The sequence below is a fragment of the Mesorhizobium sp. M0145 genome (assembly GCF_040322355.1).
Classification (GTDB): Bacteria; Pseudomonadota; Alphaproteobacteria; order Rhizobiales; family Rhizobiaceae; genus Mesorhizobium.
This window is the reverse complement of sequence record NZ_JAMYTK010000032.1, coordinates 1-25,850: the sequence shown is the minus strand read 5'-3', so window position 1 is coordinate 25,850 and position 25,850 is coordinate 1. Positions and strand designations below refer to the sequence as shown.

The following is a 25,850-nucleotide window of genomic DNA, read 5'->3' as shown; positions in this document are numbered from 1 at the left end:
AGTTTATCGGAACTAACCGCCCCCCAAGCACAAGATACTCGGTAGGCTTTCACCGGACTTGTCGCAAACATTTTGACAAGCGGCGATTATGCCCTGAAACGACGCCATTTTCGAACTTTGTGAAGTCCGAAAGGGCGCAAGCAGCCCGTTCTGGTCGTTCAGTCCAGTCACCGACGCCTCTGTTTGACGTTTGACGACGGTCCACTTTGCACATCTCATGCCGACTGTGACGCAACGCGGCACCGCAGGATGGTGACCTCGTTGTCTCCGGCAAAAGATCCTTGCGCGTCTTGGGTTAATCGAGGCGGCGGCGCACGGGCGCCTTATTGTCTCGGAACATGGCCAGGAAGGCGGCTGATCAACAAAAGTGGAAGACGGTGTCCCGACGACCTCACCGATTTGTGAGGCGACCGAGGATCTGCCCGACATCGTCGATCTCGTCCTCGAGGTGGGCCGTGTGCCGGCCGCGCCGCCAAAGCCTCCTCCCCTGCCGGTCCGGCTGGAAGCCTCGTCGAAACGGCACAGGAGTACACCAAAGCCGCCAGCGCGCAAACACACAGACCGCCGGCGCCAAGGATTTGGCGCTTTTTGCGTGGCGTCCGCTCCGATCTTCCGGAAGGGGAGCTGACTGCTGTTTTTTGGGCACTCGCTGCGCATCGCCGCTGCGCAACGCCGAACTGGACATCGAGCGGCTACGCGATGAACCGCATGGTCTGCCATTGTGAGGCTCTTGCTCGACACTAATGGCCTCTCCGAGGTGACGAGGCCGAGCCCTGACGCGCGCGTGCTGGAATGGATGACGGGCTCGATGAAGACCGCTCATTTATCAGCGTTGTGTCGATCGCCGAGATCCGGCGCGGCGCTGCCCTCATGGACAAAGGTCGGAAACGTGACGCACTGGCCGGATGGCTCGCCCGGGACCTGCCGCAGCGCTTCGAGCCGAGAGTCCTGCCCGTGGACGAACTGGTTACCCTGGCCTGGGGCGACCTGACGGGCCTCGCGAAGCGGCGTGGTCGCGGTCTGTCATCGATGGACGGGCTGATTGCAGCCACCGCGATTTCCTGACCCATCACATGGCGGGGATATTCATGCGCTGACGGCGAAACACCCAGATGCCCCGCACCTACCACGATCAATATGGAAACGCCTCGGTGGCAGCCACGAGGTCGATGTCATTGAAGATGAGATGAAATAGGCGGATCAGCTCTGCTTTTCGCATCCTTGACGCGCGCTTCATGACAGGCCTCGGCCGAGGGCGTCGAGTTTAGCTTCCGGTTGGATGCTTGCCCTCACCTGTGGCTATGCTTACGGCCATCCCGATCGAGAAAAGCATCGAACGCGGCAGCGACAGCGCGAATTACAAAGCGATGCTCCCGCCGTACGCGGACAAAACCGTTTTCGAAGTCCACTATCCCGTCCTCGGCCAGCATCGCCAAGCGTTCAGCTAAATCGAGAAGACGGATCGGATCAGATTCGTGGGCGGCACAGATTGCCTGCACATCGGCCTCGAGATCGCACATTAGTCGCTCGATAATTGCGGCTCGCACGCGGTCGTCGTCGGTGAGGCGATAGCCCTTTGACGTCGCCAGACGGCCAGCTGCGATGTGCTGGATGTAGGAATCCCGTGTAACTTCGTTTTGGACGTACCCCTCGCCGACGCGGCCGATAGCCGACGCGCCGAAACCGATCAGGGTTCTGCAGGTGGTGGCCGAGTAGCCCAGCGAGTTACGCCGCAGGCGACCCGTTTTCTGTGCCAGCGCGAGCTCGTCGTCCGGCAAGGCGAAATGGTCGAGCCCGATCTCGCGGTAGCCGGCGGCAATCAGCGTCGCGGCCACGGCCGCATACTGTTCGGCGCGGGCAGCGCTGCCCGGAAGAACTGCCTCCTCGATGAGGCGCTGATTCTTTATAAGCGACGGGATGTGCGCATAGCCGAACACCGCAAGCCGGTCGGGGCGCATTGCGACCGCCGCCCTCGCGGTCTCGACGCAGGACTGCACCGTTTGATGCGGGAGACCGAAGATGAGGTCGAAGTTGATGCGGCTTACTCCATGCCGGCGCAGCATTTCCACGGCAGCCGACGTCTGCGCCTCACTCTGAACCCGGTTGATTGCTTTTTGAACAATGGGATCGAAGCTCTGCACGCCGAGACTCACACGGTTCACGCCGGCTGCTCCTAAGGCCTCGGCCATCTCGGCCGTGAACGTGCGCGGATCAATCTCGACGGCAACCGTAGCTGTTTTCGTGAGAGCGAAGCGGCGTCGCAGGAACTCCATCAGAGCCAGGAACTCGGCTGGTCCTATGAGAGACGGCGTTCCGCCGCCGAAATGCATGTCGCTCACGGGCAGCGTCTGCGGCGCTCGCTCCGAGACCAAACGGATCTCGTCACGCAGGGCCGCCAGATAGTTGAGGATCGGCGCATCATGGCGGGTGATGGTGGTGGGGAAGCCACAATACCAGCAAGCTGATCGGCAGAACGGAACGTGGAAATAGAGCGACACCGGATCGTCAGCCGGCAGGTTCCTGAGCCATTCCTCATAAGCCTCGGCGCCGACCGCCCCAGAGAACTCTGACACAGTCGGATAGATAGTGTACCAAGGCAGGCCGGCCTCGCGATATTTTGTGGTCTGCAACAGTTACCGTCCCATGCTGATAACCGCCAACCTTACCGCTGCGCTCGCCTGTGTCTTTGCGCTATGTCAGTCCGTTCCGCTTTGGGCTCGAAACTTGTATTTCTCAGCAATAGCGGCCGTTCAGTCTTGGCTGGACGGTCAGCGACTGGCCATGGCTGTTCCCGCCGCGACCCTCACGCGCACCGTTTGGTTCCACCATCCCTTCCCTTCAGCCTGCGCCTGGTCGAGTAGATTCTGCTGAGCGCGGCTGCCGCATCCAACGAGATAACACGGCGTTGGGACCAGACTTTGCTCGCCAGCTAGCGCAGCCCCATAGTGATCTCTGGCATCTCGATGAGCTCGTTGTGTGAATTGCTGGCAAGAAGCATTAGCTGTGGCGCGCCGTCTATCAGGACGAGAGGCTGCTCGACGCGACCGTCAGGTCGGCCGCAATGCCAAGGCCGGCGCGCCTACTGACTCCGTGGTGGAGGCAAGGCTGCGCGTCAGCGCGTGATTACCGATCATCGCGCTCGCCAAAATGACGGCGTCGTACCGAGCGGTGCCGCCGCATGATGTCTCAACGTCGGGGCTCACAGCAACAAAGCTGTCGCCATTGAACGAAACTGTCGCGAAGCGAACAGACGAACCGTAGCCGAAACGTTTGCCGTTCGTGCTTGGGTTGATCCGCAAGGCAAAAAGGAAGGAATAGCGAACCAAGGTCCGCCGGCACACTTGAGCTTCAAGCCGCAGCTGCGTCGTCAGGATGGCACGTCATTTGCAGTAGAAGCCTTTGTGACGGCCCGCCCACAACTAGCGGAGATGACGGGGATGATTTGTACAGAAATGTTGGATGGCGTCGTTTCGGCGATTATTATATTTGTAATAACAATCGCATATTTGTAACAATAACACCCAATCATATTCTCAATTTCTGATGAATATCTGGCGTGACGAGCGCATCAAAACTGCTCAAATTCAACTCAATGCGCATCGTTATCGACTGTTTCCTTAGCAAGAGTTCATCACTGACGTCCATTCCTTTTACTCTTTGAACGGAGATCAACAATGAACATTAGGAGCCTCCTCCTCGGCTCAACTGCGGCACTGATTGCCGTTTCCGACGCTCGCGCCGTGACCGCCGTTGCCGAGCCTGACCCGACTGAGTACGTTAAAGTCTGCGACGTCTACGGCTCGGGCTACGTCTACATTTCAGGCACTGAGACCTGCGTGCGCATCGGCGGCTATGTCCGTTACGACGTCGGCTTGGGCCATGTCGGATTGGTTGATCACGCAAGAACCTCGGATGTGAGGACTGGTGAGCATCAGGGCACATGGCAAAACAACACGCGCTTCACATTGAAAACTTGGACCGGCCAGGAGACCGAACTCGGCACGTTGAAGACCTACACCGAAACCCGCATGAACTTCGGCAACCGCCACACTTCGGTTTCGGACAGTTCTCGGTCCTATGCCTTCAACGGAGACAGCACCTTGACTTTCGCCTGGATTCAGCTTGGTGGCCTCCGAGTTGGTAAGGACTGGTCGGCCTTCGACATGTTTATTGGCGGCGCGGGTGACGTACTCAACCAGACGCCGGTTACGTACGGCGCTTTCGATACCAATGTGGTTCAGTACTACTTCGACGCCGGGAACGGCTTTTCGGCCGTGGTTTCGCTCGAAGAAGGCTCGGGCGTGGTCGGCACAATCGACAGCTACGCACCGCACGTAGTCGGCGGCTTGAAATACACACATGGCTGGGGCGCGATCACCGGCGTTGCCGCTTATGATAGCAACTACGAATCGGTGGCCGCCAAGGTCCGTGTCGACATCAATGTCACCAACGAACTGTTGCTGTTCGGAATACTCGGCTACGGTTCCAACGGCAAGCTCAACGACGACTCCACGAACGCCATCGACGCTCATGGTCGCGGCTTCTATAAGAGTTGGGGCGGGAACTGGGCTTTCTGGGCTGGCGCCACTTACAAGCTAAACGAGACAACTTCGTTCAACCTTCAGCTCTCCGGTGATCAGCTCAAGAACCATGGTGTCGCTGCAAACGTCGCCTATGCGTTTCTTCCAGATTTCACAGTTACGGCGGAACTCGACTATGGCCGATACGGTAACTTCGCCGTCGGCAAGGTGGACGGCGCTTCCAACATGAATTGGACCAACGCCAACAAGAAGAGCAGTGTCGGCGGAATCCTGCGTTTCGAACGCTCATTCTAACGGATGAAAGGGCGCTGAGGCAGGCATCGCATGTACTTGTCGTCGGCGGATCGGACTCCAGTGGGGTGCCGGAATCGCGCGCGATATCGAGACGCTCTCCTCCATGGCGCGTGCGCAGCTGCCTTGCCGTCACTGCGGTGACGGTGCAAACACACGACAGCGTCACGGACATCCTTCATCTGCAACCCGGTCTGGTGGCCGATCAGATGCGTGCAGCGATCTCGCGGGCGTCGCGGCGTAGTGAGCGCGGGCGCGGCCGTGATGATCGTGGCGGGAGGGAGAGGTAAGGAGCGTCTTTCCTTTGAGAATTCGCGTTTACGGGTACCCACGATGCACAACGGGCGAGTTTTTCAAAGAGGCGCGTCCTCCTTCGAAGCGCTTCGGAGGGCCAGGCTCTAGGCTCGCCCCGAGCCCCTGCGTAGCCTGCGGGGGAGCTGGGTCTCGGCCCATCCGGGTAACGATCCTTCGCGCGGTTATGGAAACGATCGCATTTGCCGATTATCGCATAAAAAACTTGTTATCGCACGACTAAAAAAACTTGCAACTCCACAGCATCATTGACTTGTGGCCTATCAGCACTACATACTTGTAATCGCACAGCTCTAAAAACTTGCAAAGGCACGGCCATGGCCAAGCCCCATGAAAAACTCGCTGTATCACTGGCCGTCCTCAAAGAGCTGCAGGAGGGTGGGCGGCGCATATTCAAATCAGATGAGCTGACCCGCGTCCACCGGGAGCGGCTGCTGCAGAACGGGTTCCTGCGCGATGTTATCAAAGGCTGGCTCATGTCGACCGGCCCGCAGGCACGGCAGCAAGACACCACCCCTTGGTACGCGAGCTTCTGGGAGTTCTGCTCCCTTTACTGCAATGACCGGTTCGGCAAGGACTGGTTCCTCTCACCGGAGCAGTCGCTGCTTCTGCACGCGGAAGCGCCCACTATTCCGCCTCAGGTGGTGGTGAACACCCCCAAAGGCACGAATAACAAAATCGACCTGCTGTTCGGCACTTCGCTCTATGACCTCAAGGTCAAGGAGATGCCGGCCGAACTGACAGAGAAAAACGGCCAGCGCGTGTTCACTGTCGAGGCCGCCCTTACCCGGGTGCCGGAAGCGTTCTTCCAGCGCGCCCCTATCGAGATGCAGATCGCCATGGCGTCGGTGCGCGACGTATCAACCGTTCTGGCCCTGCTGCTTGATGGCGGCCATTCCGCCGTGGCGGGACGGCTTGCGGGGGCCTTCCGTCGCGTAGGACGCGACTCCTTTGCCAATGAAATCGTGGCCGCCTTCAAAGCCGCCGGCTATGACGTGCGCGAATCCGATCCGTTCGCGGGACAAATTGGAGTGACAACTATTGCGGCGGGCGTACCGCCGTTGGTCGCCCGCCTGCGCGCGATCTGGCAATCGCAGCGCGAAGCCATCATCGAGATATTCCCGAAGGCACCCGGACTGCCGTCCGACAAAGACGCCTATATGAAGTTCGTCGAGGATATCTACGAAAGCGACGCCTACCATTCGCTGTCGATAGAAGGGTACAGCGTCACCCCGGAACTCATCGACCGGGTGCGCGAGGGGAGCTGGAATCCGGAGATTGATGAAGAGGACCGCAAGAACCGAGATGCGCTTGCCGCGCGTGGCTACTACCTCGCGTTCCAGAAGGTCAAAGACTCTGTTGCCGCGATCATCAATGGCAAGCCAGCCGGCGCGTTGACGCGGGACACTCACCGGGAGTGGTACCGGGAGCTGTTCGCGCCGTCAGTGACCGCCGGCATCCTCAAAGCCAGCGCGCTTGCGGGATATCGCAATCACCCTGTGTACCTGCGCGGCTCGCAGCACGTGCCGCCGCGTACCGAAGCGGTGGCCGATGGTATGAATGAGCTGTTCGACCTGCTGGAGGCGGAGAAGGAGGCCTCCGTGCGTGCCGTGCTGGGGCATTGGCTTGTGGGCTATGTGCACCCCTATCCGGACGGCAACGGACGAATGGCGCGGTTCCTCATGAACGCGATGCTGGCTTCAGGCGGTTACCCCTGGACAGTCGTCAGAGTCGATGACCGGAAGGCCTACCTCGCAGGGCTGGAGGAGGCGAGCGGCAATATGAATGTGAAAACGTTCGCCGCCTTTCTCGGCGAACGGGTGAAGTGGTCTATGGAGAAGGCGGCGTGAGGTCGGTGGTGTGCCATGTTTAACTTGCTTGTCTCGGGCCACGGCGAGTGGTGGGAAACGCCGCCGTTCACGTCAACCATTGACCGGTTCAAGGAATCTAGCGGCGCCGAGGCCGAGGCTATCGACCTCGCGCCCTGAAACATTGCGCCGGCTGGAGGAAATCCCGGCGCTTTTGATGTACGAAGTCGGGGCGGGAGGCCCGCACGCGCGCGTGGTCCGGCACAGCCGCATACGCAATATCGTTCGGCGCGGACACGAACTGGCCTTCACCTTCGAGCCCGATCCGAAACATGCCTTTCTCGACCGGTCAGCGGTGTTGAGAATTGCGGACCGGCTGGGCATTCAACAGTTCGAACAGCACCGTACGCTGGGCGATCAAGGATGGTGACATTCCGGCCGAGCTGATTGCCACCAGCACCGCTGAACGGGCGCAGCGCACCGTTGCCGTGGTTGCGGCAGAATATGTAGAAGCGCGCCGCGAGGGACGAAGGAGAGAAGCTGCCGAACTGGCCGAAGAACTGGAGGATTTTCCTCCCTCCCTGGAGAAAGCACTGTCGCTCGTGCCGGCGCGTATCCTTCAGCAGCCGACACCCGAATTATACCCGATCCTTGGGATAGAGCCCCGCACGCCCGAAGGCCGCAACGCCGTCGTGGCCGTCGTCGCAAGGGATCACAATGGGCAGGACTTGCCTGCCGACTGGTCTTATTCGCTGGCGTGGTTCCTGGACCTTTACGGCAGCGCGACGGAAGCGGGGCGCCTTGACGGCGCGCTGGCCGAATGCGCAACGCATATGATCGCGCTCGGCACTGGCGAGGGAGAAGCCGCCGCCCCGGTTGAAGATATCGGCTACGCACTCTGGCGCTGTTCGCGAAGCCCGAAACTTATCGGCGATCTGCGCCGGGAATCGCTGAGATAGCGCAGGAGGTTTTGTCGCTTACCAAAATCAACTGGAACTCGACCCAGATCAATCAGAAGCTTCCCATTCCCATTCTAGCAGCCAGAAGAGTGGGTGAGCTCTTTAAATATCTATCCGAGGAATCGATAAGCTCAGACTATCGCAGGTATGCATAGTTTTTTCTGTTATATGGTCTGCTCGGCTGCAGGCAAAGAGCCCCGGATAAACTTCAGCACGAAAGCAGAATTGAATGAAGGTGGGCTACACGGAGTTCTCATTTGGGTATGCCTTCACCGAAAGCCTTATCCGGTCATCGTCAGCCGCACCTGTAGGCGCGCCGGTCTTTCCAAACCTCATACAGGAGGGGCATTCTGGCTTTGACATCCGCATCAATTTCCCAGGGGTTCCGCTGTTTTTCCAGTACAAGCTTCCGGAGCTGATGAAGCGAGGAACTGCGTTTGAGATTGCGAGCGGACATTGTCCCGGTTTGTCGATACCATTTTTTCGGATTGCGATGATGCGCAGGGATGTGTCGCGTCAGCATGAACTGCTTCTTCGGCTTGAGGCGCGCTATCCGTCAAACGTCTTCTATGCGGCTCCTTGTATTGGAAACATCAGCGATTTCGACCGCTCTTATAATGGAGCAACCGTAGCACGGCAGTCCATTTTGGTCTCACCAGGGGATATTGGGCCCTTGCCAGACGACAAAGCGTACAGCCTTGCCTATAAACCTGGACTGGCAACTGGATATTTTTGCTCGAAACCCAAGCCCACCAAAGTTCAAACGTTTGATGATCTCGCTGCGCTCTTTAAGGAGCAGTTCGCCGAGAAGCGTTTTGCGGAAGTCGGCGAGGCGGCGCGTGAGATGCCCGAAAACCTACTTGAGCTTGCTTCGCCGTCAATGCGGCAAGCCGAACAGCTCATTGCTGAACGGGTCGGCGCGAGACGCATTCAGATTCTAGACGGCGCAGCCAGACCGCCCGAGGAAGAGCGCGCAGTCACTGACATTCTCGGAGCGCGGGAAATTGCGCGTGTCGATCTTGGCGTCGACCTGCTGGTGGCCCAACCACGCTAACGACATCATACCTCGCTGATTAGCCCAGCTTTTGTCTAGGCCACAGTTATGAGACTACGAACTACTTGGCCAGGAAGAAGATCGGATTGAAAGCGAACCTTCCTTGTCATCTTTGCATCACGGTCAGTCTGCACGAGATTGACCGCTGCAAGCCGGGAGCAAGACCGGGCTGCGCAAACGTTGCAACAGATCCTTCAAGGAAATTCACAGACTCTTAGCAACTCCGGTTCGCTGTGAATGGTAGGCTTATTGCAACGTTTGAGTCAGTGGGGTCCGAACCGTGGCTTATTCTCCGACCCGCCGAACTGCGTGCAATTTCGGCTAAAGGCAATGGCAAGAAGAGCGCCCATCTTGTTTGTTCGACACAGCCATATCGCCTCAAAACAGTATCTTCACGGCCACCGAGATTGTCCGGTCGGTGGACAAGCAACCATATTATTTGGTTCGAAAGCTGCAACATCTGTGGAGAACGCGAAATGACAAATTCAGTAGGACGAGTGCCCAGGCTTTCCAAGTGGCTTGGTCCTGACCAATGCTGACACTGGTCAGTCGACTACGGACGGCAGCGCATTTAGATCGCCTTCGAATTCTAGGCCTTTGCGCGCACGCGGACCTAACTGTCTGCCAGCTAGCGGAGATTCTGGGTCTGCGTCGTGAGCACGTTGTACGACACGTCCGGCTGCTGGCCAGAGCCGACTTTCTTTACTGCAACGAACAACGTCCGTGGTGCTCGTACAATCTCAAAACAGGAGGTAAGGACGGCGGGCTGGTTCAATTGTTGGTTGATCTCCTGCCCCACGGCGATGGCTATCACAAACGAGACCTTCAACGGCTCGAAGCGGTACGAGACACGCGGCCGAAGGGGACCGCATGCTTGACCGTGAAATAGATCAATCCAATTGGAGCGCGAAGCTACCATGGACAACTCCGCCGACAGCGCCATCGCGCAGCCCGACACTTACGGACGGTCTCGCTTGGCGACGGTTGATTGCCGCGTTCACGAACTGCTTCTAAGACAGGAGCGGCAGGAGCGGACGACGCTCAAACTGATCGCATCTGAGAACTTTGCCTCCTCGGCCGTGCTGGAAGCAACCGGTTCGATTTTCATGAACAAGTACGCCGAGAGGTACCCCGCTGCGCGCTACTACGCGGGAAACGAGATCGTCGATGAGCTTGAGAACCTCGCCATTGAGCGCTTGAACACGTTATTCGGCAGCGAACACGCCAACGTCCAGCCTTATTCCGGCTCGCCGGCCAATCAGGCTGTCTATCGAGCGCTTTTAAGCCCCGGTGACAAGGTGATGGGTTTGCCAATTCCGGGAGGGGGCCACCTCACTCATGGTTGGGCCATCAATTTTTCCGGAACAGACTATAAGCGCGTCCCCTATGGGCTGCACGAAAAGACGCGGCAAATTGACTATGACCGTTTGCGCGAAACAGCAAAACGCGAACGGCCTCGGCTCATTTGGGCTGGCGGTACTGCTTATCCCCGTATCTTTGACTACGCGGCAATGGCAGAAATCGCTCTGGAGGCGAACTCCTACCTCGTGGCCGACATCGCGCACATCAGTGGCCTGATTGTCGCTGGAGTGCATCCGAACCCCGTACCCCATTGCGACGTCGTCAGCAGCACGTCTCACAAGTCGATCCGCGGTCCCCGCGGTGGCTTCATTTTGTCAAGGAATGAAGATCGCTATCAAGCGCTGTATCATTCGAAGGGCAAATACAATCTCGCCAGACGAATAGATCGCGCTGTCTTCCCTCAACTGCAAGGCGGCCCCCATATGAATGTTATCGCGGCGCTAGCTGTCGCTTTGCGGGAAGCCGCGGACCCGTCCTTCCGCAGTTACGGCCAACAGATTGGCAAAAATGCCAAGGCTCTGGCCCAGGCGCTTCTGGACCGAGGTTATGACCTGGTCACCGGGGGCACTGACAATCACATGCTGATCCTTGATCTTCGCGATCGACCACTATCAGGCAAGGCCTATGCCAAGCGGTTAGCGAAGGCAGGCATCATTACGAGCTTTAATATGGTGCCGGGCGACCCGCGCCATCCTGCGGTCACAAGCGGAATTCGCCTGGGGGCGCCAGCAGTGACGTCAATGGGCATGCGCGATGTGGAAACGGTGCAAATTGCTGGCTTCATTGACTCCGTCCTCCGGCGAGCCAGACGACGAAGATCTCCATGCCTGCGTGCGATGAGACGTTGCCGACTTGTGCGCTGCGTTCGAGGTCCCGGGCATCACCGACAGGTAAGGTGGGCTAAGCAACATGCCCCATACAACTCCAACACCCGAAGCGAGGCATTTCATGGCTAGGCAGTTCGTGTTCTCTTCCGAATCGGTTGGCGCGGGACACCCGGATAAGTTGGCCGACAACATCTCGGATGCCATCCTCGATGCCATCCTCCGCACCGATCCCAAGGCGCGCGTCGCCTGTGAAGCGTTGGTAAAATCAGGGATGGTCGTTCTGGCTGGCGAGATTACCAGCGATGCGCGGGTGGATTATAGCCAAGTTGCGCGCGATACGATTCTGGATATTGGATACGACGATGAAGCCGTCGGCTTTGACGGCCGGCGTTGCTCCGTCGTTCATGCACTCACCGAGCAATCGCCCGACATCAGCCAGGGCGTTGACGAGGGACGAGGGCAGGACCTCCAACAGGGAGCGGGAGATCAGGGCCTCATGTTCGGCTACGCATGCCGCGAAACCGATACTCTGATGCCTTTGCCGATCCAGCTCGCTCATCGCTTGACGAAACGACAGGCAGATGTCCGGAAAGCACGACAGCTTGGCTGGTTGCGTCCTGACACGAAATCCCAAGTCTCAGTGCGCTATGACGGGTTGCGCCCGGTCGCCCTGGATACCATCGTCGTATCGACCCAACATGACGAGCAGGTCTCGCAAGACACGGTCCGCGAGGGCGTCATTGAGGAAATCATAAAGCCTGTCCTGCCGACCCACCTGGAGACGGAAGGCATCAGAATTCTGGTCAACCCGACGGGGAGGTTCGTAGTCGGCGGGCCGCGCGGCGACTGCGGTCTCACTGGACGCAAGATCATCGTCGATTCCTATGGTGGGATGGGTCGTCACGGCGGCGGCGCCTTTTCGGGCAAGGACCCGTCCAAGGTTGACCGCTCAGCTGCCTATGCGGCCCGGTATGTTGCAAAGAATATCGTCGCTAGCGGACTTGCGGACGTCTGCGAGGTGCAGCTTGCTTACGCAATCGGCGTGGCCAGTCCGGTTTCTGTCATGGTCAACACGTTCGGGACAGCGAGGGTTGAGGAAAGAAGGATCGAGCGCCTCATTCTTGAGTTGTTTGATCTCAGACCGAAGGGCATTATCAAGATGCTTGATCTCTTACGCCCTATATACCGCAAGACCGCGACCTATGGCCATTTCGGCCGTGAAGAGCCTGACTTCACCTGGGAGAAGACAGACAGGGCCGACGAATTGCGTCGCGAGGCAGGACTTGCCGCCCCGTGAGGGGCTGGCGCCGAACGGATTGGCAAGCGGAAAGCCCATTCCCACTGGCCAGACCCGCCCGCGGCCGGCATGCCAGAAAGCCGGTGGGTACTTTGGCGGAGACATGAATTATGCCGGACTATGACGTGCTTTGTATCGGGAATGCCATCGTCGACATCATCGCCCAGTGCGACGAGGCGTTCCTGGAGACGAATGGCATCATCAAGGGCGCAATGAATTTGATCGACACGAGGCGCGCCGAACTGCTCTACAGCCGCATGGGCCCGGCCATCGAAGCCTCGGGCGGCAGCGCCGGCAACACGGCGGCGGGCGTCGCCTCCTTCGGCGGCCGCGCCGCTTTCTTCGGCAAGGTCTCCAACGACGCGCTCGGCGAAATCTACGCGCATGACATCCATGCCCAGGGCGTCGCCTTCGACACCAGGCCGCTCAACGGCGAACCGCCGACGGCGCGCTCGATGATCTTCGTCACGCCGGACGGCGAGCGCTCGATGAACACCTATCTCGGCGCCTGCGTCGAGCTCGGCCCGGAGGACGTCGAGGCCGACAAGGCGTCGGGCGCGGCCGTCACCTATTTCGAGGGCTATCTGTGGGACCCGCCGCGCGCCAAGGAGGCGATCCGGCAGACGGCGAAGCTCGCCCATGCCGCCGGGCGCGAAGTGTCGATGACATTGTCGGACTCGTTCTGCGTCGACCGCTACCGCGTCGAATTCCTCGATCTGATGCGCTCCGGCATCGTCGACATCGTCTTTGCCAACAGCCACGAGATCAAGTCGCTCTACCAGACCGCTTCATTCGACGAGGCACTGGCCCAGATCCGCAAGGATTGCAAGATCGCCGCCGTCACCCGCTCGGAAAAGGGCTCGGTCATCGTGCGCGGCGACGAGACCGTGACCATCGAGGCGACCAGGATCCGCGAGCTGGTCGACACCACCGGCGCCGGCGACCTCTACGCCGCCGGCTTCCTCTACGGCTACACGCAAGGCCGCAGCCTGAAGCAGTGCGGCGATCTCGGCTCGCTGGCAGCCGGGCTGGTCATCCAGCAGATCGGCCCAAGGCCAAGGCAGAATCTGCGCCGAGAGGCCGAGCAGGCGATATTGCTGTAGGTGGGGAGCCAAGAACCAGCTGCCCACCCTTCTTAATCCAGCCCGAGCCTTTTCTTCAGTTCCGCATTCTCCTTGCGGAGACGATCGGCAAGCAGGCTCTTTAGCCGCTTGTTTTCTTCCTCGAGCGCGACGAGATCCTTCAGCCCGTCACTGTCCGCCGCCGGCGCCGCCGCCTTCTTCCAAAGATAATATGTCTGTTCCGAGATGCCGGCGTGCTTCACCGCACTCTTGAGAGTAGCGCCGCCGCCGATCGAGGTCTCGATCTGCGCCAGCTTCTGGGCACGATCCTTCGCGGAGTAGCTCTTTCGGCCTGTTCGCGCTGACGGTGGTGCTTCAGTGGCCGCGGATATCGGCTTGGCGCCGTTCTTGCGGGCAGGCGAGCTCGCCTCAGCTTCTGGCTTCCTCGACCGCCGCGCTCTCGCCTTCGGTTTTGGCGTTTCCGTTTTGTCTGCCGGTTCGCTAACTACTGCTGACTCGGTTTCCAGAGGATTGGCCATGAAATGCTCCACTCGCGGTTCGTGCAAAGGTTCAGCATCAAGGACCACTACAGTAGAGTCAACAAGCTGACGATTTAACGGCTCGACTTCCTTTGTTGTCTCGGCCATCGCCGCGGCGATGTCGAAATTGCCCCAGATGGAACGTGCGGATTTTTGATAATTGCGCTTTTGTTTGACTTCCACGGTGAATGGTCGCGTCTGCCGCCTCATAGTTCCTTCCTGAATAGGAGAATGAAGTCGCCGCTCGAATTTTTGGCGCTTCCTGCTTAGCGCGGAGCATTATCGTATAGCCGCTCAACGGGCAAGTGATGCCGGTCTTCGATGGCTGACCCATCTGGGGAGATTTGAGCGGCTTCGCGCGTCCTGCGCATGCCTGTAAGGCCGCCAAGTTTTCTGGGTTAGCAGGCGCGCACTGTGGCAGCTTGGCTTGTACGGCGAGGCCATGGTTGAGTGAGGCGAAACAAATCCAGCCCCGCGGTCAATCCCGAGGCTTCCCACAATGGCGAAGAGAACATCTTCACTCGTTCCTTTTGAGCACAAGACCTTCCGTTCGCTATGGTCGGCTGCACTCATTTCGAACCTTGGCACCCTAGTGGAAGGTGCGGCGGCAGCTTGGCTGATGACGAGCATCGCCACCTCCCATGGAATGGTGGCGCTCGTCCAGTCATCGACCACCCTCCCCTACATGATCTTCTCGCTCGCGGCGGGAGCGCTCGCGGACAAGTTTGACCGTCGCCGGATCATGTTGACTGCGCAACTGCTGATGGTCTGCGTATCCGCCTTCCTGGCGTTCCTGACCTATGCGGGGAATGACACCCTGGACCCTTCTGGGTCTCACCTTCCTAATCGGCTGTGGTTGGGCATTGCACGATCCCTCTTGGCAAGCCTCCATGGGAGATATCCTGCCTCGCGAACACCTGCCAAGCGGGGTTGCGCTCAACGGCATGAGCTACAATCTCATGCGCAGCATCGGGCCGGCGATTGGCGGCATAATCGTGGCCACAGCCGGTGCGGCCTTCGCGTTCCTCTTCAACGTCCTTGCTACTTCGCTCTGATCGCTGCGCTGTTGCGATGGAAAGCCGAACGGGCACGACAAGCGCTGCCGCGGGAGGCTTTCGGCATTGCGATGGCGGCGGGCTTTCGTTACGTGCTCTTGTCGCCGAACCTTCTCAAGGTGATGTGCCGGAGTTTCATTTTCGGCCTCACCGCCGTTGTCATTTTGGCTCTCCTGCCGTTGGTCGCTCGCGAACAGATCAAAGGGACCGCAGTCACCTACGGCGTGATGCTCGGCTTCTTCGGCCTGGGAGCGATTTGCGGCGCGCTCCTCATCGGGCGGGTCCGAGAAGTTCTCTCCAACGAATGGGTCATTCGCGGTGCGTTCTTTGTATTGGCGATCAGCTGCTTCTTTCGGGCATGGAGCGAGCACGTTGGGCTGAGCTGTCTGCTCCTCATGCCAGCCGGTGCGGCCTGGATTCAATCATTCTCGCTGTTTAACGTCACAGTGCAGCTTTCGGCGCCGCGGTGGGTGGTTGGACGCGCCCTCTCTCTATCAGACGGCCACATACGGCGGCATGGCGGCGGGAAGCTGGCTTTGGGGCGAACTGGCGGACGTCCAAGGTGTTTCGGGAGCCTTGCTCGTCCGCCAGCTGGTTCTTGTCATTGGGGGACTGATGGGCATCCTTCTGCGTCAGCCGGATTTTGAAACGCTCAATCTGGATCCGAGCAACAAGTTCAGCGAACCGACGCTGCAACTTGACCTGCGGCCACGAAGCGGTCCGATCATGGTGATGGTCGACTATCGTGTCGATCAGAGAGATCCAGACTCGCCCACAATAATTATCTGAATTTCAGCAGTAATTTTTGATCGCCCATTCGTGCTGTGTACCAGCCCTGTGTCTTGCGCAAGTGGTCACGAACGGCTGCCGGAGCCTCGAAGGCGCCCTAAAAACACATGCTGCGATTTTTGAACACGCTGACGTGTTAGATTAATTCATCCACAATGCGTGTGTCGAACACGCGAGGTGAGTTATGAACATGAAAGAGCTTAGGGTTCGACTGGGCATGACCCAAAAAGATTTGGCAGAGCAGATGGCAACGACGCAACAGACTGTGGCCCGTTGGGAAACCGGCAAAACGCAGTTGAACGTCGAGCAGATCAAGGACCTTTGTCTCACGTTGAAATGCACGGTCGAGGAGCTGCTGGGCTGGAAGATTGATGTCGAGGAGTGGCGCACGAGCCCGTTTGCAATTGCCGATGCCGAAACGCGATACGGCACGCTCAGAATCAAGACGACTGTTGGCAGCCGCCAATATCCTATCGATGAAAAGGCGCGTGAATCGATTTTACGTCAGTTGAAGGAACTTCATAATCTTCGTAGAAATAACACAAGCAGGCCATGGCTGTATTGTTGGAGCCTTGACAACAAAATACTCTTGATAAATCCGCAATATGTCCGCACCATTGAGCTTATCGGTGACGATGTAGAGGAGATGCCAGAGTATTATCATCCAGAAATCTATCGGGCTTTGGATGACTGGGATAAGGGTGAGGTTTCAGGAAAGCTGAAGAAAGAATGCGATGCCATCATCGCAGAGATGGGTGATCAGGAAGCCGTGCGCATGGCCTCCTATGTTCGCGTCACATATGACGACGGAGAAGATGAGTGGAACTTCTTGGATGAAGAAACCGCTACGACTTTCTTCGGATTGGAAGCTGCGACCTTTGACGTTCCCCAGTGTAGTTTCGCCGAAGTGGAGGAAGAAGGTTACTACCGAGCGCGATACGCCAACCTTGATCGCGTCGCCGTGATGGAGGTTCCAAGCGACCGTTATCACAGATTGACCGCGCCCGAGGAAGCTTAGAACCATCCACGAAGGGCGCATGTTACATCTCGACCTTGCGTGGTGCGTTTTCAGTACGAGATGACGTTAAGCGTAGGTAGTGGCAGGTAAGAGTGCTCGACCAGAAGCTCAACTGCCTCCTCAATATCGCTGCCGATGTGCCGCAGGACACGTCCACGGGAGCGTGGATAGGCGTAAAGTTCCTGCACTCCACGGTCCGCTCTCCCATCGCCGGTGTGTGCCCGACGCCATCTTGTGGACGAGCTTGGCCGCCTGCACCCGGTTGTATTCCGGCTTGCAGTCCGCCTGGGCGGTCCGCCGCGATGGCTATCTCCATGTCAATCGGCGCCGAACTTTGACTGCCCGCTGCTTTTGATGAATTTGGCGAGGTCCCGCGCATAATCACTCTTGGTTTTCTCCTTGAGGCCCTGTGTCGCGAACTTGTGGTCCAGCAGGGCAAACAGGTCCAAGTCCCCTTCCGCCTGTGGCGCTGGCTTGCCCTCACCGCCCTCGGCTTCCCAATTGGGGACCGCTTCTGCGCGCTGCACCGTGGCGATTGTCCGCCCAAGACGCATCACAAGATCGAACGCCAAACCGTGCCCGTGCACGACGATTTGCCGCTCAGGCCTCATTTGGACAGGACTTAAGCTGGCCCGGTGGTTTGAGCCGGGTTACCTTGAGCCGGTGGGCTGCGAACAAGCAGTTCGAGACATTGGCCTCGATCACTTCGCAACACGCCGCTGCGCCTGGCCTCGGTGTGCTCCCCCCGAAATCGTTGTGTCATATCACCGAGGGCATCACGGCCAACAGCTTCCACATGGGCAACAGCCTCGCCATTGAGCCGAATATGGTCGCGAGCAGCCAACGAAGCGGTCGGAACCTCGGAGCAGTTCGACGCCGAGGTGGTTCGCATGATGCGCTAAGCAGCACCACGGCGCTTGCCGGTATGTTTGCTGCCGGCAGCCGACGAACTCCTATCCTCCTGGACAAGGGCGCCGTGCGTCATTGCTTTGATTTACCGGCCGCTCAAGGCTTCCACAGTTTTCGCTTTCGAGGCGACCTTTGGAACATGCCAACGGAAATTTAACATAACGACATAAACATTTCTTTATGCGACGTTGACAAAGAAGCGAACTGCTGTAATTGTCTCCCGCATCGTGGTTCTCCGTACGGCGCTGCCGCAGCGGAGCTAAGAGGGAAGCCGGTGCGATGCCGGCGCTGCCCCCGCAACTGTTAGCGGCGAGCCAACCCCACTCATGTCACTGAGGCGAATAGCCTTGGGAAGACGGGTAGAGGCTATGACCCCGCGAGCCAGGAGACCTGCCACGGCGAATTACGTCCACGGGCGGGGTGTCTCGGTGGCCGCTGCAGCCTGGCGTTCGTGCCGGCCTGCTAGCGCCTTCCTTGTCACCGACGCCCCAACCATCGGGGTCTGGCATGACTGTCTCTCAGCAAATTCCTGTAGCAACGCTCGGCGTGCCCCGCTTCGGTCGTCGGCGAGAACTGAAATTCGCGCTTGAAAGCTACTGGTCCGGAAAATCGTCCGCTGCCGACCTTCTCACGACCGCGAAGGCGCTCCGTGCCGCTAGCTGGGAGGAGCAGCACGATCGCGGCGTGTCGAAAATCCCGTCGAACGACTTCTCGCTCTACGACCATGTGCTCGACACCGCAGCCATGGTCGGCGCCGTTCCATCCCGTTACGGCTGGAATAGCGGCGAGGTTCCACTTGACATCTACTTCGCAATGGCGCGGGGCAACCAGGGTCAGACGGAGGATTGTCGACACGCTGGTCACCAGCAGGCGGCTCATCGGTCTGATGTAACCGCGATGGAAATGACCAAGTGGTTTGACACCAACTATCACTACATTGTGCCGGAACTCAACGATGATCAGACGTTCGCCCTCTCGTCGACGAAACCGGTCGATTACTTCATCGAGGCTAAAGCTCTCGGCGTTCACACACGCCCAGTCATCCTTGGACCGATCACCTTCCTCAAGCTGGCGAAATCGCCTGCCGAAGGATTCGATCCCATCGCGCTCCTGCCGCGGCTGCTGCCCGTCCACGAGCAACTCCTGCAGAGGCTGAAGCTGTCTGGAGCCGACTGGGTGCAGATCGATGAGCCAGCGCTTGTCCTCGATCTGAACCCGAACGAACGAGCTGCGTTCGAATTCGCCTATGGCCAGCTGTCGAAAGCCGCGCCCGAGCTGAAGATCATGCTGGCTACCTATTTCGGGCCGCTGGGAGACAATCTCGAAACCGCGGTTTCTCTGCCCCTGGCCGGGCTGCATATTGATCTCGTGCGCGCTCCCGAGCAGCTGGAAACGGTGGGGCGGCTCGCACCGAAGGATCTGGTGCTCTCGCTTGGCTTGATCGATGGCCGCAACGTCTGGCGTGCGAACCTGCCCGCCATTCTCGACCGCATCAAACCGATCGTCGCCGGCTGGCCCTTGGACCGCGTCGAGATCGCGCCTTCTTGCTCGATGCTGCATGTGCCGATCGACCTCCGCATGGAGACGGAACTCGACGCGGACATCAGGTCGTGGCTCGCCTTCGCGGCCCAGAAGACCGACGAGTTGGTGTTGCTTGCCCGGGCCCTGTCCCAAGGCAGGGATGCGGTGGCAGGCGCGTTGAAAGCGTCTGCCGAGGCTGCCGCCACTCGCGTGACATCCACGAAGATCCATGACCCGCTGGTTGAGGGGCGGATCGCCAGCATTGACGACAGCATGAAGCGACGAGAGAGCGCTTTTGCCGAGCGCTCCAGAGTCCAGGCCGGCACGCTCGGGCTGCCGCCGTTCCCGACGACGACCATCGGGTCCTTCCCGCAGACGCCGCAGGTACGCAGGGCGCGGGCCGCTCATGCGAAGGGCCAGCTGAGCTATGTCGACTACGAGACCTTCCTGAAGAAGGAGATCGAGGCTGCAATTCGCTGGCAGGAAGAGATCGGGCTGGACGTGCTGGTGCACGGTGAGTTCGAACGAAACGACATGGTACAGCATTTCGGCGAGCAGCTGTCCGGCTTCGCCTTCACCCAGCATGCCTGGGTGCAGAGCTATGGGTCGCGTTACGTGCGCCCCCCCATCATCTTCGGCGACGTATCGAGGCCCAATCCGATGACGCTGCGCTGGTGGCAGTTCGCCCAGTCGCTTACGGAAAACCCTGTGAAGGGAATGCTCACAGGCCCAGTGACCATTCTCAACTGGTCATTTGTTCGCGACGACGTACCCCGCTCCGAAGCATGCCGCCAGATCGCGCTCGCCATCCGCGACGAAGTGACGGATCTCGAATGGTCCGGCGCAAGGATGATCCAGATCGATGAGGCCGCGTTTCGCGAAGGATTGCCACTGCGCCAGTCTGATTGGAACGACTATCTCGACTGGGCTGTCGAATGCTTCCGGATCGCTTCAACGGGTGTAAAGGACGCGACTCAAATCCATACCCACATGTGCTATTCGGAGTTCAACGAGATCATCGACGCGATCGCTGAAATGGATGCGGATGTCATTTCGATTGAGACGTCGCGCTCGAAAATGGAACTGCTGGACGCCTTCACAAGCTCCAAATATCCGAATGAAATCGGGCCCGGAGTCTACGACATTCACTCACCACGGGTCCCGGAAGTCGGCGAGATTTCGGATCTCGTCATGCTTGCCCGCGAGCGACTGTCCGATGCCCAACTGTGGGTAAACCCGGACTGTGGCCTCAAAACCCGCAAGTGGGAGGAGGTCCGCCCTGCCCTCATGAACATGGTTGCTGCAGCACGCGCGCTCCGGGAGAAAGTGTAGGCCGGAAGGTTTCCTGGTTGCTCACCATGTGGTGACTTAGCGGCTGCCGCATGTGGGCCGTGAATGTGCCAAAACGCGATCACATCCTTTGAAATAAGTCACTCGAGCGAGAAAGTGCACTTTCCTTCGGCACGTGTACTAATCGCGCAGGAATAAAGGGAGCCGTTTTCTCCCTGTGACGTGTCGAGTTCGAAGGGGATGTGATTGGCGTCGAGACCGCTCCGGCCATGGGTTATCAGCATGCCAAGTGCGCTGTTCTCGATCAGTTCGTAAAGGACTTCTCGGCTCGGTTCATCGAAATGCGCGGGTACATACATGACAGGTTCCTTCACTGGCCGCGGGTTCGCTGTTCACCGGTTGACATCCGATGGCAAGCGTTCCAACGCGGCGGCGATCTGGCGCTTCGCTGCTGAGGGCAGAGGCAGGATGGGACGCGGGGGGTCGGCACGGCAAATGTCGAGCAATTCGGCAAGTGCATAGACGACGCGAAGGCTCGAGAACTCCTTGAAGAGGCTCCAGAGCGGCGCAAGCGTGGCATCGATCCGTCGCGCTTCGGCCGCATCGCCCTGTTGCGCCGCCGTGACGATCTTCACGCAGACCTCGGGCAGGATGCCGGCGAGGACGCTGTACCATGTGTCGGCGCCGGCGATTATGGCCTCTGCAGCGTTCCAGTCGCCGCTGTAGCCGATCGAGAACCCTTCCGGCACAGTGCGCCTCTGGTCGGCCAGATGGCTCTTGATCGCATCGCCCTTGTCTGTCGGATTCTTGATAGCGACAATCCCACCCACCTTTGCCAGGCGGCTGACGAGTGCTGGGGTGAAATGGAAATGCGTCGTTCCTGGATTGTCGTAGACGACGATCGGCAGGCCGCTCTCGCACGCCACCGTCGAGAAATGTTCGAACACCTCGTCATCAGTAAGCGGGGTGTAGGAGGCGGCGGCAAGCAAACCCGCAGCAGCTCCAAGGGCCTTGGCGTCTTGCGCGAGCCCCACGGCTTCATCGGTGCGCAGCCCGCCTACACCCACCAGGACCGGCATTCGCCCCGCGGTTTCGTCCAAGGTCTCGGCGAGCGTCCGTCGCCGTTCCTCGCGCGACAGATACATGTAGGTGCCGGTGCTGCCGAGAAGACCGATGGAATCGACCTGAGCGGTGCCAAGCCGAGCAATCAGCCTGCGCAGGGCAACGGTATCGACGCGGCCGTCACGATTGCTCGGGGTGATGGGGAACGCGGAAAGACCGCTCAGGAATGCCATGGCAAGGCTCCAGATCTATGTGTGAGCGCAGAGGTGGCCGCACGCCAAGTCATCACAAGACGTCCAAAGCCCGCCGCAGATCGGCGATCAGGTCATCGGCGTCTTCGAGCCCCACCGAGAGACGCATGAGGTCCTCGCCGACTCCGTCGGCCAAATGGGCATCCTTGCGGATCGGCTGCCGAGCACGTGTGAGGCTTGCTGGATGATAGATGAGGCTGTCGGCATCGCCGAGGCTGACAGCCCGGGTGATCAGGTTGAGCCGGTCCATCATCCGCCGCGCGCCCTCGAACCCAGCGTGGAGGCCAAAGGCCAACATGCCCGACCCTTGGGACATCTGCTTTTGCGCCGTCACCTGATCAGGGTGCGAGTCGAGGAAGGGATAACTCACCCATGCCACCGCCGGGTGCGCCTCGAGCGCCTGAGCCACCGCAAGGGCAGTGGCGCTGTGCCGTTCCATGCGCAGCGTGAGCGTCTTCAGACCGCGCAGGATCAGGAAGGCTGACATGGGCGAGAGCGCTGCGCCGGTGATGTAGCGCAGGCCCGTTTCGTGCAGCGTGCGGAGCGTTTGCGCGTCGCCGAGAATCGCCCCGCCGAGGGCATCGCCGTGCCCATTGATGTATTTGGTCAGCGAGTGGAGCACGAGGTCTGCCCCATGTTCGAGCGGCCGCTGGAGCGCGGGGGAGGCGAAGGTGCTGTCGACTGCAATCTTTACACCGCGCGCGTGGGCGCGCTCGGCAATGGCAGCGATGTCGAGGATGCGGCTCAGCGGATTCACCGGCGTCTCGAAGAAAACAAGCCGGGTCCGCTCGGTGATCGCGGCATCGAGATTGTGAGGATCGGACAGGTCGACGGCGACGACCTTGATGCCGAAGCGGGGGACCGCCTGTTCGACCATGGCAAGGGTGTTCGCATAAAGCGTCCTGTGGACGATGAGTTCATCGCCTTGGGACAGGAGCGACAGGATCAGCGTCCCGAAAGCCGCCATCCCCGAGGCAACGACCAGACCTGCCTCGGCTCCTTCCAGATTGGCGAGCCGTTGCTCGAGGATCTCCGTCGTCGGATTGTATTCGCGCGCATAGAGCCTTCCGCCAAGCGCGGCGGCGGCCTCGTTCGCTGCCACGCTTTCGAATCCATAGGTCGAGGTCAAGAAGACTGGCGGCTGAACGGCATTGGAAAAGCCGGCGGGATCGTAGCCATGATGGATCGCCCGAGTGGCGAATCCGGGACCGGTGTCGTTGAGCGACCGCGTGAGAGCATCGGTTTCCGATTGATAGGAGCGGGTCATTCGGCCTCTAAGATCTTGCTTGGGTTTCCGAAAGATTGACGGCAAACTGGCCAATGTGAAATATCCAGTTGGCGATGAATGAAATGGTCCAGTCTTCGAGTGCCGGTTCTGCAGGTCGCACGCACGCGATGGGTGCACGCCAGATCTACGAGGCTCTTCGCGAGCAAATCCTCGGCGGCGTCTATGAAACCGGTAGTCAGCTGCCGTCCTCCCGAGGCCTCGCAAATAACCTTGGGGTTTCGCGAACGACGGTGACGGTCGCCTATGAGCAACTGACCGCGGAAGGTTTCATCGAAGTCCGTCAAGGCGCACGACCTCGCGTTGCATCCTCGCTGATCGGTCCTGAGACGAGCCGCACTGTCGCGAAACGAGTCGGCCCGGTTCATCTGTCCGCCTATGGCGAACGACTGCGCGTCACGCCGCCCTGGCCGGATTATCTGCCGACTGGACTGAAGGTCGATTTCCGCTATGGCGACCTGGCGCCGTCAGACTTCCCCGCATTGGTCTGGAAACGTGCGATGAACGAGGCGATGGGGCAGCGCCCGTTGCGTCTTGCCTATGACGATCCTCGCGGCTCGCGCCGGCTGCGCCAGGCGCTCCAGGGCTATCTCTGGCGCGCCCGAACCCTGAGCTGCGACCTCGAGCAGATCATCATCGTCAACGGTTCGCAGCAGGGCCTAGATCTGTGCGCTCGCCTGCTTCTCGATCCCGCCGACCGCTTCGTCATCGAGGACCCGTGCTATAGGATGGCGGGTCAGGTCTTTGCCAGTACGGGTGCCTCGCCCGTTCCGGTCACCGTCGACGAGGACGGGATGAAGACGGAGTTGCTGGCGGGGATCGGGGCACGACTGGCCTATGTCACGCCATCGCATCAGTTTCCGCTGGGCGGCGTCATGCCGATCGCGCGCCGCCATCAGCTTCTGGAATGGGCGCGGCACAACAACGCCTATGTGATCGAGGACGACTACGACAGCGAATATCGCTACGATATCAATCCGGTCCCTCCGCTGCACAGTCTTGAGGACCACGGGGCTGTCATCTACCTCGGCACGATCTCCAAAACGCTCTCGCCGATGCTGCGTATCGGCTATCTCGTCGTCCCGACGGAATTGCAGGAGGTCTTCGCTACCGCCAAACAATTCGCGGACCGGCATTCGCCGGTGGCTGAACAGGAGGCTCTGGCCTGTTTGATCGAGAGTGGCGGCTACGAAAGCCATGTGCGGCGTGTGCGCAGGCTGAACGGCGAGCGTCGGGAGACGTTGTTGGGCGCCTTGCGGCGCAGCTTCGGAGATCGCATCGCTGTCCAGGGAGCAGATGCCGGACTGCACGTCGCCGTTTGGTTCAACGACCTGCCGCGGTCGCAGGAAACGACCCTGGTCGAAGCCGCCCGAGGGGCGGGCCTGGGGCTGCACCTGATCTCGCCCCTTTACGAGCGGCAATCGGACGAAGGCCACATCGATCGCGTCGGGCTTGTCATGGGCTATGCCGCCTTGAGCATTCGGCAGATCGAGAAGGGCGTTGAGATCCTGCGAGCGGTTGTCAAGCAGGTGCAAGACGCGTTGCCGGGACACGGTGGCTAAAACGGCGGGGACGTGGCGTGCTGGCGAGGAAACCGACCCTTGGGCTGAACCGCATTTCGTTGCAAAGCCAACTGGACTGGGAATACGCCATGCAACTGGTGCTGTTGATCAGGCCAGTTTGGCGGCAGATTTTCGTGCGAGACAAATTTCCGAGAGCGATGCATGACCTGGCAAGGAAAGCTGCTTCACATCCATATCGCGCCTGCTGCCTCCTAGGAAATGGAGGAGCTAGCGGAGGCGCAGCTTATTGCCGGCCGAGCGGGCTCGAGCACCCGCAAGACATAATCGACGATCTCTACCAGGCCTTGTCCACGGCCGAATGATGGAATTATCCAGCGCATGGTGCGGCATGCACCATGCCGATGCCAGAAGATCTGGACGCTCGACAAGCACCTTTCTTCAAACATTTCCCGAACGACCCGCAGCGCAAAGCCTCCCCATGAGAAAAGAGCATCCCATGTCTTTCACGCCATTGATTGCCCCGAGATCAAGGCCCGCTACCGGGATTTTCATCTGATCAGCATTGTGGTGCGGAACGCTGAAATCGACGTGCCGGATGCACAGGCGTTGAACGACACGATTGCGGCGGCGGAACAGGCGGCGCTTCGCGATGACGCCCAAAGGGACGCGCATCTTGCGGCGTGGGCCGTTGCCTACGAGGCTTTCGGCACAAAAGCCAATCGAACGCCGTGCTCGGCCGCCGCGCTTCTCAAGCGGGTGCGGAAAGATGGCTCTCTCCCGCGGATATCCCCACTGGTTGATGCCTACAATGCCGTCAGCGTGTTGTATGGCGTTCCGATTGGCGGGGAGGATCTCGATCTCTACCAGGGGGTCCCGAGACTTTTAATTGCGAAGGGAGCGGAGCCATTCGACACGATCCAGCAAGGTGAAATGCTAACCGAGCATCCCGAACCGGGCGAAGTCATCTGGTGTGATGATGCCGGTGTCACGTGCCGCCGCTGGAACTGGCGGCAGGGGCGGCGCACCATGGTCACGGCCGATACCCCCGCCATGTGGCTCGTGCTGGAAGCCCTCGGCCCAATGTCAGCTAAACAGA

Annotated in this window: 18 protein-coding genes, 3 pseudogenes and 1 riboswitch; of the genes and pseudogenes, 14 read left to right on the top strand and 7 right to left on the bottom strand. The window is 59.6% G+C overall.

Annotated elements, in window-relative coordinates; genetic code table 11:
• Positions 1 to 721 precede the first annotated feature (721 nt).
• Positions 722 to 1,062 (top strand): annotated as a pseudogene (locus NKJ28_RS29210) (PIN domain-containing protein); the annotation flags it as partial.
• Positions 1,063 to 1,289: 227 nt separating this feature from the next.
• Here NKJ28_RS29210 and hemN read toward each other — a convergent pair.
• Together hemN and NKJ28_RS29200 are read right to left on the bottom strand one after the other, a co-directional pair.
• A complete protein-coding gene (hemN, locus tag NKJ28_RS29205; RefSeq protein WP_352638054.1) occupies positions 1,290 to 2,630 on the bottom strand; it encodes an oxygen-independent coproporphyrinogen III oxidase in 1,341 nt (446 codons plus the stop codon).
• 417 nt (positions 2,631 to 3,047) lie between these two features.
• On the bottom strand, positions 3,048 to 3,326 hold the full coding sequence (locus tag NKJ28_RS29200; protein ID WP_352638053.1) for a hypothetical protein: 279 nt from the start codon (positions 3,324 to 3,326) through the stop codon (positions 3,048 to 3,050).
• A gap of 348 nt (positions 3,327 to 3,674) precedes the next feature.
• Here NKJ28_RS29200 and NKJ28_RS29195 point away from each other — a divergent pair, with 348 nt between their 5' ends.
• From NKJ28_RS29195 to NKJ28_RS29160, 8 genes and pseudogenes are all read left to right on the top strand, one after another.
• Positions 3,675 to 4,835: a porin gene (locus NKJ28_RS29195; RefSeq protein WP_352638052.1), complete on the top strand. Its 1,161-nt coding sequence runs from the start codon at positions 3,675 to 3,677 to the stop codon at positions 4,833 to 4,835.
• A 626-nt stretch (positions 4,836 to 5,461) separates the two neighbouring features.
• Positions 5,462 to 6,994: a Fic family protein gene (locus tag NKJ28_RS29190; RefSeq protein ID WP_352638050.1), complete on the top strand. Its 1,533-nt coding sequence runs from the start codon at positions 5,462 to 5,464 to the stop codon at positions 6,992 to 6,994.
• 15 nt (positions 6,995 to 7,009) lie between these two features.
• Entirely contained in the window at positions 7,010 to 7,132 is a 123-nt protein-coding gene (locus tag NKJ28_RS29185; RefSeq protein ID WP_023679689.1) for a hypothetical protein, read from the top strand.
• Between the two features lie 185 nt (positions 7,133 to 7,317).
• Positions 7,318 to 7,911: a hypothetical protein gene (locus NKJ28_RS29180; protein WP_352638049.1), complete on the top strand. Its 594-nt coding sequence runs from the start codon at positions 7,318 to 7,320 to the stop codon at positions 7,909 to 7,911.
• Positions 7,912 to 8,140: 229 nt separating this feature from the next.
• On the top strand, positions 8,141 to 8,965 hold the full coding sequence (locus tag NKJ28_RS29175; RefSeq protein ID WP_352638047.1) for a hypothetical protein: 825 nt from the start codon (positions 8,141 to 8,143) through the stop codon (positions 8,963 to 8,965).
• 917 nt (positions 8,966 to 9,882) lie between these two features.
• Positions 9,883 to 11,167: pseudogene (gene glyA, locus NKJ28_RS29170) on the top strand (serine hydroxymethyltransferase).
• Positions 11,168 to 11,275: 108 nt separating this feature from the next.
• A complete protein-coding gene (metK, locus tag NKJ28_RS29165; protein WP_352638045.1) occupies positions 11,276 to 12,451 on the top strand; it encodes a methionine adenosyltransferase in 1,176 nt (391 codons plus the stop codon).
• Between the two features lie 110 nt (positions 12,452 to 12,561).
• Entirely contained in the window at positions 12,562 to 13,554 is a 993-nt protein-coding gene (locus NKJ28_RS29160; protein ID WP_352638043.1) for an adenosine kinase, read from the top strand.
• 32 nt (positions 13,555 to 13,586) lie between these two features.
• On the opposite strand, the gene NKJ28_RS29155 is transcribed toward NKJ28_RS29160, so the two are convergent.
• Entirely contained in the window at positions 13,587 to 14,261 is a 675-nt protein-coding gene (locus tag NKJ28_RS29155; protein WP_352638041.1) for a transposase, read from the bottom strand.
• Positions 14,262 to 14,550: 289 nt separating this feature from the next.
• Between NKJ28_RS29155 and NKJ28_RS29150 the strand changes: the two are divergent.
• Together NKJ28_RS29150 and NKJ28_RS29145 are read left to right on the top strand one after the other, a co-directional pair.
• Positions 14,551 to 15,868: pseudogene (locus NKJ28_RS29150) on the top strand (MFS transporter); the annotation flags it as partial.
• A 211-nt stretch (positions 15,869 to 16,079) separates the two neighbouring features.
• Positions 16,080 to 16,913, top strand: coding sequence for a helix-turn-helix transcriptional regulator (locus NKJ28_RS29145; protein ID WP_352515945.1), 834 nt, complete (start codon positions 16,080 to 16,082; stop codon positions 16,911 to 16,913).
• Between the two features lie 317 nt (positions 16,914 to 17,230).
• Here the strand turns inward: NKJ28_RS29145 and NKJ28_RS29140 are convergent, their stop codons facing one another.
• Positions 17,231 to 17,485 (bottom strand): hypothetical protein, encoded by a 255-nt coding sequence (locus NKJ28_RS29140; protein WP_352468275.1) that lies wholly within the window; start codon positions 17,483 to 17,485, stop codon positions 17,231 to 17,233.
• A gap of 548 nt (positions 17,486 to 18,033) precedes the next feature.
• Positions 18,034 to 18,234, top strand: a riboswitch (cobalamin riboswitch).
• A gap of 95 nt (positions 18,235 to 18,329) precedes the next feature.
• Between NKJ28_RS29140 and metE the strand changes: the two genes are divergently transcribed.
• Positions 18,330 to 20,675, top strand: coding sequence for a 5-methyltetrahydropteroyltriglutamate--homocysteine S-methyltransferase (metE, locus tag NKJ28_RS29135; protein WP_352638039.1), 2,346 nt, complete (start codon positions 18,330 to 18,332; stop codon positions 20,673 to 20,675).
• A gap of 98 nt (positions 20,676 to 20,773) precedes the next feature.
• Here the strand turns inward: metE and NKJ28_RS29130 are convergent, their stop codons facing one another.
• The 3 genes from NKJ28_RS29130 to NKJ28_RS29120 are packed head-to-tail and all read right to left on the bottom strand — an operon-like array spanning position 20,774 to position 23,213.
• Positions 20,774 to 20,992 (bottom strand): FMN-binding negative transcriptional regulator, encoded by a 219-nt coding sequence (locus NKJ28_RS29130; protein ID WP_352452617.1) that lies wholly within the window; start codon positions 20,990 to 20,992, stop codon positions 20,774 to 20,776.
• 33 nt (positions 20,993 to 21,025) lie between these two features.
• On the bottom strand, positions 21,026 to 21,928 hold the full coding sequence (locus NKJ28_RS29125) for a dihydrodipicolinate synthase family protein (RefSeq protein ID WP_352638037.1): 903 nt from the start codon (positions 21,926 to 21,928) through the stop codon (positions 21,026 to 21,028).
• A 52-nt stretch (positions 21,929 to 21,980) separates the two neighbouring features.
• Complete coding sequence (locus NKJ28_RS29120; RefSeq protein ID WP_352638076.1) at positions 21,981 to 23,213, bottom strand: trans-sulfuration enzyme family protein; 1,233 nt, start codon at positions 23,211 to 23,213, stop codon at positions 21,981 to 21,983.
• Positions 23,214 to 23,296: 83 nt separating this feature from the next.
• Between NKJ28_RS29120 and pdxR the strand changes: the two genes are divergently transcribed.
• Together pdxR and NKJ28_RS29110 are read left to right on the top strand one after the other, a co-directional pair.
• Complete coding sequence (pdxR, locus tag NKJ28_RS29115; RefSeq protein WP_502902229.1) at positions 23,297 to 24,793, top strand: MocR-like pyridoxine biosynthesis transcription factor PdxR; 1,497 nt, start codon at positions 23,297 to 23,299, stop codon at positions 24,791 to 24,793.
• 339 nt (positions 24,794 to 25,132) lie between these two features.
• Positions 25,133 to 25,850 (top strand): B3/B4 domain-containing protein (locus NKJ28_RS29110; protein WP_352638036.1); only part of this gene is annotated, 718 nt, incomplete at its 3' end.

Coding starts and splice junctions, on each gene's coding strand:
- NKJ28_RS29195 (WP_352638052.1), top strand. CDS start 3,675: ATGAACATTAGGAGCCTCCTCCTCGGCTCAACTGCGGCACTGATTGCC.
- NKJ28_RS29190 (WP_352638050.1), top strand. CDS start 5,462: ATGGCCAAGCCCCATGAAAAACTCGCTGTATCACTGGCCGTCCTCAAA.
- NKJ28_RS29185 (WP_023679689.1), top strand. CDS start 7,010: ATGTTTAACTTGCTTGTCTCGGGCCACGGCGAGTGGTGGGAAACGCCG.
- NKJ28_RS29175 (WP_352638047.1), top strand. CDS start 8,141: ATGAAGGTGGGCTACACGGAGTTCTCATTTGGGTATGCCTTCACCGAA.
- metK (WP_352638045.1), top strand. CDS start 11,276: ATGGCTAGGCAGTTCGTGTTCTCTTCCGAATCGGTTGGCGCGGGACAC.
- NKJ28_RS29160 (WP_352638043.1), top strand. CDS start 12,562: ATGCCGGACTATGACGTGCTTTGTATCGGGAATGCCATCGTCGACATC.
- NKJ28_RS29155 (WP_352638041.1), bottom strand. CDS start 14,261: ATGAGGCGGCAGACGCGACCATTCACCGTGGAAGTCAAACAAAAGCGC.
- NKJ28_RS29145 (WP_352515945.1), top strand. CDS start 16,080: ATGAACATGAAAGAGCTTAGGGTTCGACTGGGCATGACCCAAAAAGAT.
- metE (WP_352638039.1), top strand. CDS start 18,330: ATGACTGTCTCTCAGCAAATTCCTGTAGCAACGCTCGGCGTGCCCCGC.
- NKJ28_RS29130 (WP_352452617.1), bottom strand. CDS start 20,992: ATGTATGTACCCGCGCATTTCGATGAACCGAGCCGAGAAGTCCTTTAC.
- NKJ28_RS29125 (WP_352638037.1), bottom strand. CDS start 21,928: ATGGCATTCCTGAGCGGTCTTTCCGCGTTCCCCATCACCCCGAGCAAT.
- NKJ28_RS29120 (WP_352638076.1), bottom strand. CDS start 23,213: ATGACCCGCTCCTATCAATCGGAAACCGATGCTCTCACGCGGTCGCTC.
- pdxR (WP_502902229.1), top strand. CDS start 23,297: ATGGTCCAGTCTTCGAGTGCCGGTTCTGCAGGTCGCACGCACGCGATG.